Here is a 15,004-nt window from a genome sequence, read left to right as displayed (position 1 = left end):
TTAATATTAATATTTATTTAATTTTTTAGCTGAATCCTTTCAGTTCAACTTTTATAACAACAATGATTGCCAAACGAAACAATTTATTTCCATCCTGTAATGTCGGTGCTATTTTCCGGCTGTCGCTATTCTCTCGACTGCTGTATATCTATGGCGATGTACCCTCCGCTTTTCGGGCCGTTTCGTTCCAGCGTCTTGAAATCTTTGGGGATACTTTCACTACAGGATGGCCGTAAAATGAAAAAAACAATATTTAAGAGTCTTTATTTCCAAGTGTTGACTGCGATAACCCTCGGGGTATTGCTGGGACACTTTTATCCAGATCTGGGGGCGCAGATGAAGCCGCTGGGCGATGGCTTTGTCAAACTGATCAAAATGATTATTGCTCCGGTGATTTTCTGTACTGTCGTTACCGGTATTGCAGGGATGGAAAGCATGAAGGCAGTGGGTCGCACCGGTGCGATTGCGCTGCTGTATTTTGAGATTGTGAGCACCATCTCGCTGATTCTTGGGCTGATTATCGTCAATATCGTGCAGCCTGGTGCGGGCATGAACGTCGATCCCGCTGCGCTGGATGCTAAAGCGGTCGCTGTTTACGCCGAGCAGGCGCAAACGCAGGGGATCATTCCCTTCCTGATGGATATTATTCCAGGCAGCGTGATTGGCGCGTTTGCCAGCGGCAATATCCTGCAGGTGCTGATGTTCGCTATTCTGTTTGGCTTTGCGCTGCACCACCTGGGTGACAAAGGTCAGCTGATGTTCAACTTCATCGACAGCTTCTCGAAGGTGATTTTTGGCATCATCAACATGATCATGCGCCTTGCTCCACTGGGTGCGTTTGGTGCCATGGCCTTCACCATCGGTAAATACGGCGTGGGTTCTCTGGTGCAGTTGGGCCAGCTTATTCTGTGCTTCTACCTCACCTGTGTGCTGTTCGTGGTGGTGGTGCTGGGTCTGATTGCGCGCTTTACCGGCTTCAATATCTTCAGGTTTGTCAGCTATATTAAGGAAGAGCTGCTGATTGTTCTGGGGACTTCATCGTCAGAGTCTGCGCTGCCGCGCATGCTCGACAAGATGGAAAAGCTGGGCTGTAAAAAGTCAGTGGTCGGTTTGGTTATTCCAACCGGTTACTCATTTAACCTCGACGGCACCTCTATCTATCTGACGATGGCGGCGGTGTTTATCGCTCAGGCGACCAACAGCCACATGGATATCTGGCACCAGATTACCCTGCTGGTCGTACTGTTGCTGTCTTCCAAAGGCGCGGCGGGCGTCACCGGCAGTGGATTCATCGTGCTGGCAGCGACGCTTTCTGCGGTTGGCCATCTGCCGGTTGCGGGTCTGGCACTGATTCTGGGTATCGACCGCTTCATGTCGGAAGCCCGTGCACTGACCAACCTGATTGGTAACGGCGTAGCGACCATCGTGGTGGCTAAGTGGTGCGATCAGTTAGATGAAAAGCAGATGAATTCAACGTTATCCGGCAAAGTACCTGCGATTGCCGATAAGACCGTGTAAGGCTTTCCTGCCCCATCGTTGCTAACAACAGGGGCCGTTTTCCGCTAAAACGGCCCTTTTAAACGCTAATTTCCCTTTTAATCCCGCTGTTACTTGATGTAACCGGTGGATTATATTCATAATATACTCTTATTTATTTTCCATCCCGAATCACGAAAACGAATGGGTTTCAGTGTCCGTCCGGCTTCAGCGCCAGATTATTTTCATTGTTGTCCGTGACATATGCGGAGTTGTGCTGTCTAAGACAGTGCTACACTCGCCGTTTTCGTTTATTGCATTCGAGCTTGCCACCTCTTAATTAGGGTAAGAGCAAGATTTAATTACAGAAAATTGGATTTACCCCAGTAATTGGAGTTGCCGAAAACGCAGATTCAATACGACGGGTAGAGTTATTACGTAGGGGTTCACATGCAGGGCACCAGAATTCGCTTACTCCTTGGTGGGTTGTTGATGGCATCGGCCTGCAGCAACGTGCAGGCTGAAGCACTACAACCCGATCCGGCCTGGCAACAGGGCAAACTGGATAACGGCTTCACCTGGCAATTGTTAACTACGCCGCAGCGTCCCAACGATCGCATCGAACTCAGATTACTGGTTCGTACCGGATCGCTGGCAGAAAATCCGCAGCAGCAAGGCTTCGCGCACTTCCTACCGCGCCTGGCATTAATCCGCAGTGAAGGTTTTACCACTGCCCAGCTTCAGTCCTTCTGGCAGCAGGCGATTGATAATCAACGCCCAATGTCTCCGGCTATTACCTCTTACGATTTCACCTCTTATAACCTTAGCCTGCCGAATGGTCGTCCTGATCTGATGAAAACGGCACTAAACTGGTTGGTCGACACCAGTGGCAAGATGGTGATTACCCAGGATTCTGTTCATGCCGCCTATCAGGCACCGCAGGACCCTATCGATTCTCTCCCGCCTGACTCGCAGGACGCCTGGTGGCGTTACCGCATCAGCGGTTCCACGCTGGTAGGCCACAGCCCTGAGCTACTGCCGGCCAAGGTGGCCAAACCGGCCGACCTGAGCAAGTTCTATCATCAGTGGTACACGCCAGACGCGATGACACTGTATGTGGTGGGCAACGTTGACGGCCGCGCGATGGCCGAGCAAATCAAAAGCGCCTTCTCTTCGCTGAAGGGCAGCCGCCAGACACCTCAGACTTTGCCAACCCTATCTGATGTGCCCCCGCAGGCAATGGCCGCGTTTGACCCTTCGCTGACGCAGGACAGACTCTCGCTGATGTGGAGCATGCCGTGGCAGCCTATTCAAGATTCTCCGGCGCTCAACGCCTACTGGCGCAGCGATTTAGCGCGTGAGGCGCTGTTTCTGCATTTGCAGCAGGCGCTGAAAAAGCCGGGTGATGAGAAAGAGGGGGGGGCGGTGCAACCGGCGCTTGGTTTTGACTGCCGCGTACAGTATCAGCATGCTCAGTGCGCTATCCGTCTGGAAGCGCCGCAAAGCGCGATACAGCCTGCGCTTAAGCGCCTTGCAAATGAGCTGGTGAAAGTGCGCGACACTGGCCTGTCTCAGGCAGAGTTTGACGCGCTGATCGCCCAAAAGAAAGACCAGCTGGGTCAGCTGTTTGCGACTTATGCCCGCACCGATACCGGTGTGCTAATGAGTCAGCGCCTGCGTTCACAGCAAAATGCGGTCGTCGATATCGCGCCAGAGCAGTATCAAAAACTGCGTCAGGCGTTTTTATCGACTCTGACGTTGCCTGATTTCAATCAGGAGCTGAAGCAGCAGCTTTCTCACGATCCTTCCTTACTGTTGATTCAGCCAAAAGGTGAGAATGAGTTGAGTGTGAAAACGCTACAGGAAACCTACGACAGCATCGTGGTGCCTGTTGCTACGCCGGCTGATGCCCAAACTTCCGACAGCACGACCGCGGCCACATCCCCCGGTGCCAGTGCTACGGGAACGGCGCAGTAAGCTCACGGCAACAGTATGCTGGACCTGTGCGCCGTGCAGTTTGGGCGGCGCGCAGGACTATCAATCTGTTATTCCAGGTTATATAAATTCGGCATCAGGCAGGCATTGCCTCGAGTGGAATGATTGCGCCGCGATACTGAATGACCGTGCTGGCGGTTAAGTGCCCACGCTGTGCAGATTCAATTTCGCTGGCGCCCGTCAGGCGTTTAGCCAGGTAACCGGCGCTGAATGAATCACCGGCCGCCGTAGTATCGATAACCTTCTCTTTTTCGAGCCGAATTGCCGGGATATCATGCCGCTCACCGTTGGCATTCGACACGATGCAGCTGTCCGCCCCGCGCTTCACCACCACCTCGCTCACGCCCAGCGCATGGGTCCGCGCAATCACTTCCTCATACGGCTTTTCGCCCCACAGCATGTCTTCGTCGTCCAGCGTCAGAAACGCAATGTCGGTGCAGGAAAGCATTGCCAGGTAGGCGCGCTGCGTCTGCTCCTTATTTTCCCACAGCCTTGGGCGGTAGTTATTGTCAAAGATGACTTTTCCACCGCGCGCCCGGCATTCCTTGAGCAGCGCCATCAGGCGCGCGCGGTTCTCTTCGCTGAGAATAGCCAGACTGATACCACTGAGATAGAGATAGTCAAAATCTGCCAGACGCTGACAGAGCCGTTCGGAATCAGGTCCATTGAGCCAGTAGCGTGCCGCGGCGTCGTTACGCCAGTAGTAGAAGGTGCGCTCACCGCTCGGGTCCGTTTCTATGACGTAAAGGCCGGGTAGCTTGTTGTCGAGCCGTTGCACCAAATCAGTTTCGACGCCCTCGCGCTGCCATGCCGTCAGCATATCGCTGCTAAAGCTGTCGGTGCCTAGCGCGGTCACGTAATGCACCTTCAGCGCGGCGTCGTCGACCTGGCGGGCAATATAAACGGCGGTATTCAATGTGTCACCGCCAAAACCGCGATTTAACGCGTCTCCTTTCTGTGAAAGTTCGATCATGCACTCGCCAATAACAGCGATGTTTTTGTTGGTCATAAAGGCGTCCATCAGTGATATCAAAGGTTAAGAAGTATGCGTTCCAGTCTCTTCGCATGTGGCACTTCAGTCAATAGTATTAAAACGCTGTTTTATTATTTTCCGAGATGCCTCGAAGTTTACGAATATAGTGGTAGGCATTTACACCCGGCAGTGCTCCTCTGGCAGCACGAAATGTGCACCTCAGCATAATCTCAACTATCTTTAATGAAACTTATCAAATAATTGACCCACAGGAACCGACCTATGACACGCACTGGAAAAGCGCTGAGTTGGACGGCAGGACTCGTGGTCATTCTGGTCTTTGCCATCATTATCTTTGTGGCGCTGTTTGACTGGAATCGCCTTAAACCTACGATTAATCAGAAGGTTTCTGCCGAGTTGAATCGCCCCTTTGCCATTCAGGGAGACCTTGGCGTGGACTGGTCGCGGCATAAGGAAGAGGGGGGATGGCGTGCCTGGGTACCCTGGCCGCACATTCATGCCGAAGATATTGTGCTCGGCAACCCAGCGGATGTGCCGAGCGACAAGCCGATGGTGCATCTGCAGCGCGTCGATGCCAGCCTTGCTCCTCTTGCGCTGCTCGACAAAGAGGTACTTATTCCGCGTATCTGGCTAAAGCAGCCTGACGCGTCGCTTATTCGCCTGGCTGACGGTAAAAATAACTGGACCTTTAATCTCGCCAACAGCGACAACAAAGATCCTAACCAGCCGCCTTCGGCATGGTCGTTCAATATGAATGACATCGTATTCGACCGTGGCCAAATCGACTTCAAAGATGCGACGTTGAAAGCGGATTTCCGCGCCGTTGTGGATCCGCTGGGTAAACCGCTGCCCTATGACGAGGTGACCGGCAAAAAAAGTGCTAAAGACAGCAAAGATGAGGGTAAGCTCTACACCCCTGATTATGTTTTTGGCTGGAAGGTTGACGGTAAATACAAAGGTGAATCTCTGGCGGGGAGCGGTAAGATTGGCGGAATGCTGGCCTTGCAGGATTCGGATGCTCGTTTCCCGCTTCAGGCGGACGTGCGCTCGGGGAATACCCGTGTCGTAGTTGCCGGAACCCTGACCGACCCTATGAATCTTGGTGCGTTGGACCTGCGCCTGAAGTTCTCCGGACAGACGCTCTCAGACCTCTACGGGTTGACCGGTGTGCTGCTGCCACAGACACCGCCGTATGAAACCGATGGTCACCTGATTGCGCACTTGCACGATAAAAACGGCGCAAAATTCGAATATCAAGGCTTTAACGGCAAAATTGGAGACAGCGATATTCATGGTTCGCTGACTTACGTTGCCAGCAAGCCGCGCCCTAATCTCAACGGTGAATTAACCTCTAATCAGCTGCGTTTCGCCGATCTTGCACCACTGATTGGCGCAGATTCCAACAGTGACAAGGCTAAACGCGGTGAGACGACGCGCCAGCCTTCCGACAAAGTTCTGCCCGTTGAGAAATTCGATACCAAAAGCTGGCGTGTGATGGACGCAGACGTGAAGTTTAGTGCCAGGCGCATCGAACGCGGCAGCTCTTTGCCGCTCAGCAATCTCAGTACCCATCTAAAGCTTAATGACGGCGATCTGCTGCTCGATCCTCTGCGCTTTGGCCTGGCGGGCGGAAATCTTAACTCGACGGTCAGGCTCGAGGGTGACAAGACGCCGATGCAAGGACGGGTCGATATCCACGCCCGCGGCCTTCAGTTGAAAGAGCTGGTGCCGAACGTTCAGTCGATGAAGAAAAGTCTCGGCCAGCTTAACGGTGATGCGAAGCTCACCGGCACCGGTAATTCCGTTGCTGCATTGCTCGGGACCAGTAACGGCGAGATGAAACTATTGATTAACGATGGGGTTATCAGCCGTGGACTGATGGAGATTGCGGGGCTTAACGTCGGTAACTATGTGGTCGCCAAGCTGTTTGGGGATGACGAGGTGGCTATCAACTGCGCCGCGGCAGACGTGAATATTAAAAGCGGGCTGGCAAGGCCGAATCTGCTGGTCTTCGATACCGAAAATGCGGTGATTAACGTCAGCGGTACCACCAACTTTGCGACCGAAAGGCTGGATCTCTCGATTGACCCCGAGAGTAAGGGCTTAAGGGTGTTGACCCTGCGCTCGCCGTTGTACGTGCGCGGGACCTTCAAAAATCCTGACGCCGGTGTCAAACCGGGTCCGCTGATCGCACGCGGTGCAGCGGCCGTGGCGCTAGGGGCGATCGTCGCGCCTGCCGCCGCGCTGCTGGCACTGATTTCTCCAAGCGATAACGAGTCAAATCAGTGCAGTACCATCCTGCAAAAGATTAAGACCTCGAAATAGGCCTTCCTCTCTTTTTCGCTGAACCCACTACTGCGGTAGTGGGTTCAGCACCGCACAGTTGTGGTCCTGGATCTCTTCGGTGGATGCGTTGTTCAGCTGAAGCAGATTGCGTTCATTGGCGAGCAGCAGGAAGTCACCGCCCTGTAGGCTGACCATGGCCAATCCGAAATGTCCCATCTTCTCGCGAGCCTCCGGCACACCCTCTGCTAAAAGCCGGAATGCGCCTTTCTGATTCAATTCTGCCGCTGAAACCTTACGCGCCAGATAAGTATGGCCAATCAGTTTCTCCGGCAACGGCTGCCAGCGATAGCCAATATCCCCTGCCTCCTGGCTCAGCTGGGTTTTCACCTGCGGCAGCAGGCATGAAATATGGATGTGCATCTGGTTCTGGCTGCGGCCATACTGCGAATTGATCGCCAGGGAAACGTTGCTGTCATCAATCGGTTTGCCGTATTTATCGGCCATATAGTGGCGAGCCTGCCACGCCTGGGCCAAGAAGTTCGGTGTGTTGTCTTCCAGAAGCGCGGGGCTTTCAATACCGGTAATTCGGGCGGTTGGCATCAGCAGAAATTGCAGAGGACCCACCATATCCTTGAGTACCACGTAACCCTGTTGCTCATCGACCTGAGAGCAGGGCGCGGGCTGACCGTTTTTTTCCTGATTAGGCACACACTTCTGGCTGACGATATTCCACAGCGCACTGGGATTACCGGAATGTGGCCAGACGTAATAGGCGATGGCGATAATGACTATTAGAACAATAAGCAGGGGAAACAGCAGGCGAGGTCGCAAGCGCATTGTAATGGCTCTTTGATAAAGCCCGGCATTGGAAGCCCAACACCAGGCGAAATAATCACAGTGACTGGTTGCCGGTCTCTTTGGTTAACAGCAAGGCAATGAGCGTGAGCGTTGCCATGGATGCCAGATAGACGCCAACGTAAAACAGCCCGTAATGGGTTGCCAGCCAGGTGGCAATATAAGGTGCAACGGAAGCGCCTAATATCGAAGACACATTATAGGAGAAAGATGCGCCGGTATAGCGAACTTCTGTTGGGAAAAGTTCCGGTAGAAGTGCGCCCATTGGACCGAAGGTCAGCCCCATCACGCTAAAGCCGCACAGCAGGAATACCATCACCGTACCGATAGAGCCGCCGCTGATAACCGACGGGAAGGTCAGCGCAAACAGGATGATCAGCAGCGTAATGCAGATCATCGATTTGCGACGGCCAAATTTGTCAGCCAGTTGACCTGCAATCGGCACCATCACGCCAAATCCGATAACGCCAATCATCAGCATTAGCAGGAAGTCGTTGCGGGCAATGCCCAGACCCGCTGGCTTAGGCGAAGTGCCGTAGCCCAGTGAGTACACCGTCATGATGTAGAACAGGGTATAGGTTGCCACCATGATGAAGGTGCCCAGAATCGTCGCCTTCAGGTGCTTGCTGAACAGGCGGCCGATCGGCACTTTGACCTGCTTGCCCGCTTTGGCAATCTTGGCAAACACCGGCGTTTCATGCAGCGACACGCGCACGTAGAGGCCAATGAGCACCAGCACGGCTGAAAGCAGGAACGGCACACGCCAGCCCCAGTCGATAAACTGTTGCTCGCTCAGCAGCCATGACAGCAGCAGGAACATGCCGTTGGCGAAGAAGAAGCCGATTGGAGCGCCAAGCTGCGGGAATGAGCCGTAGAGTGCGCGTTTTTTCGGTGGCGCATTCTCGGTGGCTAACAGCGCCGCGCCGCCCCATTCGCCGCCAAGACCGAGGCCCTGACCAAAGCGTGCCAGCGCCAGCAGTATCGGTGCGAAAACGCCGATGGTGGCGTAGGTTGGCAGCAGACCAATGATGACCGTGGAGACTCCCATGGTCAGCAGTGAGGCAACCAGCGTGACTTTGCGCCCTACTCGGTCACCGAAGTGGCCGAATAGCGCCGACCCGATGGGACGCGCGACGAAGGCAATGGCGAAGGTCGCCAGAGACTGTAGCGTTGCCGCAGTAGGGTCACCCTGAGGAAAGAAAATGTGCGGGAAGACAATGACTGCCGCCGTCGCATAAATATAAAAGTCAAAAAACTCGATGGCGGTACCAATCAGGGAAGCGATGATAACTTTGCCGCGAGAGTTCTGGCTGACGAGTTCAGCGTCGGCCTCAAGTTCTGGAGTGATGGTGGCTTGCATAAGTGTTTCTTATTGGTTTTGTAAGTAAATTGATTCGAATTAAAAAATCATCTTATGCACTGGTTAGGGGAGTTTCAACAGGGCCAAATAGCGCAGAAACCGCGTATAGGGTGGAATTGGGAGATTCCCCCATAAACTTCGCGTCTGGCTAGTCATAAGTTTGTTGAATGATTTATTTTCAGAGTAACATTCTGTAAAAGAGTGAAAGAAAAGTGAGCGAGACAGTGTGTTGTTCTAAGTTTATCGATGCGAAAGGCGATGTTTTAGAATAATACACTGCTTTTTGGGTTGAATATTGGTTTTTCATGCCAGACACTTTGCGCTGTCTGGCATGAAGGGGTGAGTTAAGGCTTATGTGCGTGGTTAGGCTCAGGCATCGGCGGATCGTCGCTATAGCGGGCCGTGGCTATCCAGGCGGCGCAAAAGAGGGTCAAGCGCGCGAAGAAGTAGAAAAAGGCCATCAGACCAATCACCGAGCCGAAGGCAGCACCAGAAGGTGAGCTTGCCAGTCGCGGCAGCATCATGGTCATCACAAACTTAATCACCTCAAAGCCTATAGCCGCTATCAGCGTACCGCGCAGCAGGGCCTTTTTTCTCGGCTTATGGCGCGGCAGTATCCAGAATATCCATAGGAATAACAGGTAATTGGCGGCGACAGAAATGACCAGCGTAATTACCGTCATCACCGGCCGCAGCCAGTCGATGCCGCCCAGACCCAGCGCATCGACAATAGTTTTCTGCGCCGAACCGGCAATGGAGGTCAGAGAGAGCGTAATGATTAGCGCCAACACCAGTCCGGTCAACGAGACAAAGTCGCGCAGGTAGCGGATGTGGATCTTCTCCTGGTCCTGCGGATTTCTTTCCCACACGTCGCGAGACTGGGCGCGGATCGCCTCACGCAGATTGCCCATCCAGCTAATGCCTGAATAGAGTGCGATGACCAACCCGGACAGTCCCACCGCCGTTCTTTGCTGGATAGCGGTGTTCACCGTGCTCTTGAGGGTGTTCGCCAGATTAGGGTCACTAATGCTATTGACGATTTTGTTGATCAGTCCGGCCAGCAGGTCTGGATTTGAGGCCAGCACAAAGCCGACGGCGGCAAAGGAGACCATCAGTATTGGGATAAGCGACAAAAATGAGAAGTAGGTAATCGCCGCGCCAAACTGGCTGCCGAGACGGTCGTTAAATCTGTCGGCTGCACGCAGCAAATGCGCTACCCAGTGCCAGCCCTGAACATGGCTTACCAGGCGAGAAAAACCCGACAGGGTCGCATCGACTTTCTTATTTCCCGTCTTGATATTAATCAACGGCTTATCGCTATCATCTTGGATATTTTCTTCTTGTGGGGGTAATGGCATTAATCCACTGAGTCCTTATCGTTATTCAAGTTCCAGTGTCTAGTATAGCCGCCCAATCCCGTTAAGGCCCGTTAAGGCCCGTTACGGGCGAAATTATCATCATAAAATCCTTATACAATATAGTGTTGCATGATTTCACTCAGCCAATCCATGAACAGCTTGACCCTGCGCGACAGGTGTCGGCGATGCGGATAGACGAGGCTGACCGGCATCGGCGGTGCGCGGAACTGCGGCAAGATGCTGACCAGTTGACCACTGGCGAGATAATGTTTAATTCCCGTCGCAGGAACCTGAATAATCCCCAGCCCAGACAGGCAGGCGACCGTGTAGCTCTCGGTGCTGTTAACGGTGATGGTGCTGCCGCATTTCACCGTCCGCAGCTCTTTGCCATCGAGATATTCAAATTCGGTGCTGCGGCTTCGCAGCGCCTGGTCGTAGTTCACCATCGCATGATGGGCGAGCTGGTCGGGATGTTCGGGTATGCCGTAGCGCTGCAGGTAGTCCGGGCTGGCGCAGTTGACGACGCTGAGATGACCCAGTGTACGAGCGATGAGCCCGGAGTCTTTAAGAAGGCCGACGCTTATCACGCAGTCGAAACCTTCTCGCACCACGTCCACGCGATGGTCGGTGCTGCTCAGCTCAATCTCGAGCGCCGGATAGCGGTTCAAAAATTCTGCCAGACGCGGTAGCACGAGCCTGGTTGCCATCGTCAACGGCATATCGACCCGCAGCTTGCCGCTGACCGTCGTTGGATTGGATTGAAACATCGACTCCAGTTCGTCCATATTGGCCAGCAGTTCTTTGCAGCGCTCATAAAAAACCTGTCCGTCCTGCGTCAGCTGTACGCGGCGGGTTGAGCGATGCAGCAGCCGCGTCGACATTTTGCTTTCAAGCTGTTGCACGAGCCGTGACACGCTGGCCTTGGGTAATCCCAGACTTTCTGCCGCGCGCGTGAAATTGCTCAGCTCGGCAACGCGGACAAAAACCTGCATTGATTGAATTTTATCCACACTTTCCCCGTATAAACCGTCTATTGTTGTTGTCATTGAGACAGTGAAACTCATTTTAGACCATTTATCATTTCTGCAGAGTCTAATAGGCTGTTTATCACACAACGACGCAACTCTGGAGTCTCAAAATGAGCAAAAAAATTGCATTAGTGACCGGCGCAAGCCGTGGATTGGGTAAAAATGCGGTATTAAAGCTGGCAGAACAAGGTATTGACGTCATTTTCACTTATAACAGCCAGCGTGAAGAGGCTGAATCCGTGGTTCGTGAAATTGAGGCTAAAGGCGCGAAAGCGGTGACACTTCAGCTCAACGTGGCTGAGAGCAACGGTTTTGATCCTTTCGTGGCGCAGGTAAAGTCACAGCTAGAAAAGGTGTGGCAGCGCGAGAATTTTGATTTTCTGGTGAATAACGCCGGGATTGGCGGCAATGCTTCTTTTGCCGAGACCACCGAGGAGGAATTTGATCTGCTGATGAAGATCCATCTCAAGGCTCCGTTCTTCCTGACGCAGAAGCTATTGCCGCTGATTGCCGACGGCGGCCGCGTGCTCAACGTTTCAACGGGGCTGACGCGTTTCTGTCTGCCGGGCTTTGCCGCATACGCCACGATGAAAGGCGGTATGGAAGTATTAACGCGCTATCAGGCGAAAGAATTGGGCGCACGCGGTATCTCAGTCAATATTCTTGCGCCGGGTGCTATCGAGACGGATTTTGGCGGCGGGGCAGTCCGTGACAACCAGCAAATTAATCAGTATGTTGCTAAAAACACCGCGCTTGGCCGCGTCGGTCAGCCCGATGACATTGGCGGCATGGTCGCCATGTTGTTGAGCGAGCAAAGCGGCTGGGCCAACGGCCAACGCATCGAGGCGTCAGGCGGCATGTTCCTGTAAAATTCCCCCGCTGGCGCGCCGATTTTCATCATGAAAAGGAGTTTTTATGCAGCCAGCGGCAGTACCTGTCCTTAACACCGAACGTTTAATCCTCCAGCCATTGTCTCCCGAAGACGCACCGGTTATTCAGCGCGTCTTTCCGCACTGGGAAATTGTGCAGTATCTGGCGGCCGCCGTTCCCTGGCCATTCCCCGATAACGGCGCGCACAATTACGTCAATAACGTGGCGCTGGCCGCGGTTGCCGCCGGTACCGGCTGGTTCTGGACGCTGCGCCACAAGGATTCGCCTTCGGAGTTGCTTGGCGTTATTTGCCTGACCGATGCCGAAGACAATAATCGCGGGTTCTGGCTGCGCCCGGAATGGCAAAGGCAGGGAATCATGGCTGAGGCCAGTATGGCGGTCACCGATTTCTGGTTTAATACTTTGAATCGCGAGGTGCTGCGTGCGCCTAAGGCCAGCCTGAATCGGGCCTCAAAACGAATTTCCGAGTCTAGCGGCATGCGGCTGTTACGGGTTGAGAAAAAGGCTTACGTCGGCGGTGAGATGGACTCCGAGCTGTGGGAAATCACCCGCGATGAGTGGAACGCGCTGCATCAAAAAAAATAATTTAAAAATGAGCGAATAAATTTCCGTGCCTGGGTGTTTACTCCGATATCGAACATCTGGGGCACGACTATGAAAAATAACCCTCTTTCTCCTTCGCGTAAACGCTATGACCATCTGACCCTATTGCTGCACTGGCTGACCGCCTGGATGGTGATTTTTCTTTTTGCCAGCGCCCATATCTGGGAGGTCCTTGAGCGAGGCACACCGCTGCGAAAAGCGTTGCAGTCGCTGCATATCTCAACCGGTATTCTGCTGGCGATGGTGATAGTCTGGCGTCTGCTGTGGCGGATAACGCATCCTGCCCGACTCGACGCTATTCCGATGCCGACTGCGATGTTGCTGTTATCTAAGCTCACGCATTGGGCGCTCTACGCCCTCCTGCTGGCGCAAATTAGCCTCGGTTTTCTCTTTCGCTGGGCGCAGGGCGAGCCTTTTTACTTCTTCTCGGTATTTCCTATCCCTGACGTTTTTGGTATCGACTCGTCGCTGCGACGTACCTTCGGCATGCTGCACAATAATGTTGCCTGGGCGCTGATCGTGCTGGCCGGTTTACACGCTCTTGCCGCGTTATTTCATCATTACGTGCTGCGTGACGGGACGTTACGGCGAATGCTCTCTTCGACAGACAAAGAGGCCCCCTGAAGCAACGCATTGCCCTGCTATTATCAATAAGAGGTCGCTCTCGACGGTCGCTGTACCAATATTCAGGAATTTTTCGAGGAAGCCTATATGATTAAAGCACGACCTGAATCCTGATGATTTAATGGCAAAAAACTAAGGCGGATAAAATTACCTCCCCTAATCTGCGTAATGAGCTGAGTCTTTGTCTGGCGCGTTTATGGCGTTACGCCATGGTGTTGTCAAAAAAACGTGACGTTGCAGATGACCTTGTGCAGGCTACCTGCGTGCGTGCGCTTGAACGTGCCCAGCAGATTAAAGAAGGTTCGCCGATCGATCGCTGGTTTTTCTCCATTTTGCATTCAATCTGGATCAACGAAGTCCGTGCGCAGCAAGTCAGACGCGGTCAAGGCTTCGTTGATATTGACGAACTCAATGCCACCCCCGTCGAGTTCGACAATCAGCGCCAGGCCAATCAGGTAATGCAGCGCGTCAATCAGCTGCCCGAAGCGCAGCGTAATGCGGTGTTTTTGGTTTATGTTGAAGGCTTTACTTATCAGGAAGCTGCGCAAACGCTCGACGTGCCTGTCGGGACCATCATGAGCCGCCTCGCCAGTGCCCGACTGACGCTGGCAGGAAAATCGGCGGCGGCTTCTCACCGGGGGAGAACATCATGACCGATAATCTTTCTCTTTTTTCTAATGACGACACGCTGCTGGTGGCCTATTTAGACAACGAGCTAAAGGGCGACCAGCGACGCGCCCTCGAAAAACGTTTGCAGCATGATGAGGCTTTGTCTACCCGCTTGTCCCAGCTTGAGCAGACCCAGTTCGATTTTGGCGCAGCATTCTCGCCAATGCTGGACCAGGCTCCCGTCGCCGAGATACAGAGCCGGCTCGACAAACTGGCGTATATTCCTACGGCGGAAGCGACCAAGGTTGGCTTAAGCCGCCGCAGCCTGCTGGCGGCCGCGCTGAGTTTCCTGATGATTGGCGCAGGAGTGGGGCGTTTCGTTCTTTCCCCCGACCCTGACTCTGCTGACCAGAGCTGGCGCGATCGGGTTGCTCAATATATGTCGCTCTACACCGCCGATACGCTGGCCGACGTCTCGGACTCTCCCGCCCTGCAACAGCAGGAGTTGAACCGCGTAGCGAAAGAGGTGGGCATTGCTTTGAAGACGCCCCAGTTAAAGATAACCGGAGCACAGCTTAAAAATGCCCGCATCCTGCGTTATGACGACTACAACATTGCGCAAATTTCCTGGTTGGACGAGAAATATGGTCCACTCGCGTTATGCATAACGCCAAACTCCCGCGCGGGCGCTCAGGCGCAGATCGCGGAAAAACGTCTGGGGATGAACGTGGTGTATTGGCGTCGCGAGGGGTACAACTTTATGTTAATTGGTCGAGCTCCCGAGCGAGATATTCAGCAGCAGGGCGTCGAGTTATTAAATAATATTTCATGATATGAAAATGGATGTGAAAAAAATAATCATCAACAATGTAATGAACCTATTGGTTCGATATTTGAATGCCGTTAGGGGTACTAAAAATAATAC

General features: G+C 53.4%; 13 protein-coding genes. 8 read left to right on the top strand and 5 right to left on the bottom strand.

Annotation, left to right across the window (positions count from 1 at the left end):
• Positions 1-237 precede the first annotated feature (237 nt).
• Together BS640_RS16770 and BS640_RS16765 are read left to right on the top strand one after the other, a co-directional pair.
• Positions 238-1,518 (top strand): dicarboxylate/amino acid:cation symporter, encoded by a 1,281-nt coding sequence (locus BS640_RS16770; protein WP_017492227.1) that lies wholly within the window; start codon positions 238-240, stop codon positions 1,516-1,518.
• A gap of 408 nt (positions 1,519-1,926) precedes the next feature.
• Positions 1,927-3,453, top strand: a complete 1,527-nt coding sequence (locus BS640_RS16765) for a M16 family metallopeptidase (RefSeq protein ID WP_084912960.1) — start codon at positions 1,927-1,929, stop codon at positions 3,451-3,453.
• A gap of 94 nt (positions 3,454-3,547) precedes the next feature.
• Here the strand turns inward: BS640_RS16765 and kdgK are convergent, their stop codons facing one another.
• Positions 3,548-4,480 carry a 2-dehydro-3-deoxygluconokinase gene (kdgK, locus tag BS640_RS16760; RefSeq protein WP_026110570.1) on the bottom strand — a complete coding sequence of 311 codons (933 nt, stop codon included), beginning with the start codon at positions 4,478-4,480 and terminating at the stop codon, positions 3,548-3,550.
• A 246-nt stretch (positions 4,481-4,726) separates the two neighbouring features.
• On the opposite strand from kdgK, the gene BS640_RS16755 reads away from it, so the two are divergent.
• Positions 4,727-6,790, top strand: coding sequence for an AsmA family protein (locus BS640_RS16755; RefSeq protein ID WP_084912959.1), 2,064 nt, complete (start codon positions 4,727-4,729; stop codon positions 6,788-6,790).
• A gap of 27 nt (positions 6,791-6,817) precedes the next feature.
• On the opposite strand, the gene BS640_RS16750 is transcribed toward BS640_RS16755, so the two are convergent.
• The 4 genes from BS640_RS16750 to BS640_RS16735 all read right to left on the bottom strand — a co-directional run bounded on the left by BS640_RS16750 (position 6,818) and on the right by BS640_RS16735 (position 11,334).
• Positions 6,818-7,588 carry a CDP-diacylglycerol diphosphatase gene (locus BS640_RS16750; RefSeq protein WP_084912958.1) on the bottom strand — a complete coding sequence of 257 codons (771 nt, stop codon included), beginning with the start codon at positions 7,586-7,588 and terminating at the stop codon, positions 6,818-6,820.
• Positions 7,589-7,643: 55 nt separating this feature from the next.
• Positions 7,644-8,966, bottom strand: a complete 1,323-nt coding sequence (locus tag BS640_RS16745; RefSeq protein WP_017492222.1) for an MFS transporter — start codon at positions 8,964-8,966, stop codon at positions 7,644-7,646.
• Positions 8,967-9,310: 344 nt separating this feature from the next.
• Positions 9,311-10,324: an inner membrane protein YhjD gene (gene yhjD / locus BS640_RS16740; protein WP_017492221.1), complete on the bottom strand. Its 1,014-nt coding sequence runs from the start codon at positions 10,322-10,324 to the stop codon at positions 9,311-9,313.
• Between the two features lie 110 nt (positions 10,325-10,434).
• The gene (locus BS640_RS16735; protein ID WP_017492220.1) at positions 10,435-11,334 is read right to left on the bottom strand and encodes a LysR family transcriptional regulator; all 900 of its coding nucleotides are present in this window, start codon (positions 11,332-11,334) and stop codon (positions 10,435-10,437) included.
• Between the two features lie 128 nt (positions 11,335-11,462).
• On the opposite strand from BS640_RS16735, the gene BS640_RS16730 reads away from it, so the two are divergent.
• The 5 genes from BS640_RS16730 (at position 11,463) to BS640_RS16710 (ending at position 14,911) form a co-directional block, all read left to right on the top strand.
• Complete coding sequence (locus tag BS640_RS16730; protein WP_017492219.1) at positions 11,463-12,221, top strand: SDR family NAD(P)-dependent oxidoreductase; 759 nt, start codon at positions 11,463-11,465, stop codon at positions 12,219-12,221.
• 46 nt (positions 12,222-12,267) lie between these two features.
• Positions 12,268-12,828 carry a GNAT family N-acetyltransferase gene (locus tag BS640_RS16725; RefSeq protein ID WP_084912957.1) on the top strand — a complete coding sequence of 187 codons (561 nt, stop codon included), beginning with the start codon at positions 12,268-12,270 and terminating at the stop codon, positions 12,826-12,828.
• A gap of 69 nt (positions 12,829-12,897) precedes the next feature.
• Entirely contained in the window at positions 12,898-13,470 is a 573-nt protein-coding gene (locus tag BS640_RS16720; RefSeq protein ID WP_017492217.1) for a cytochrome b, read from the top strand.
• Between the two features lie 209 nt (positions 13,471-13,679).
• Positions 13,680-14,123, top strand: a complete 444-nt coding sequence (locus BS640_RS16715; protein WP_017492216.1) for an RNA polymerase sigma factor — start codon at positions 13,680-13,682, stop codon at positions 14,121-14,123.
• Positions 14,120-14,911: an anti-sigma factor family protein gene (locus BS640_RS16710; protein ID WP_084912956.1), complete on the top strand. Its 792-nt coding sequence runs from the start codon at positions 14,120-14,122 to the stop codon at positions 14,909-14,911. The genes BS640_RS16715 and BS640_RS16710 overlap by 4 nt, the downstream gene beginning before the upstream one ends.
• Positions 14,912-15,004 lie beyond the last annotated feature (93 nt).

The sequence above is a fragment of the Rouxiella badensis genome (genome assembly GCF_002093665.1).
GTDB lineage: Bacteria > Pseudomonadota > Gammaproteobacteria > Enterobacterales > Enterobacteriaceae > Rouxiella > Rouxiella badensis.
Note: the sequence above shows the minus strand (reverse complement) of the source record. Positions and strands in the feature narration are given on the sequence as shown.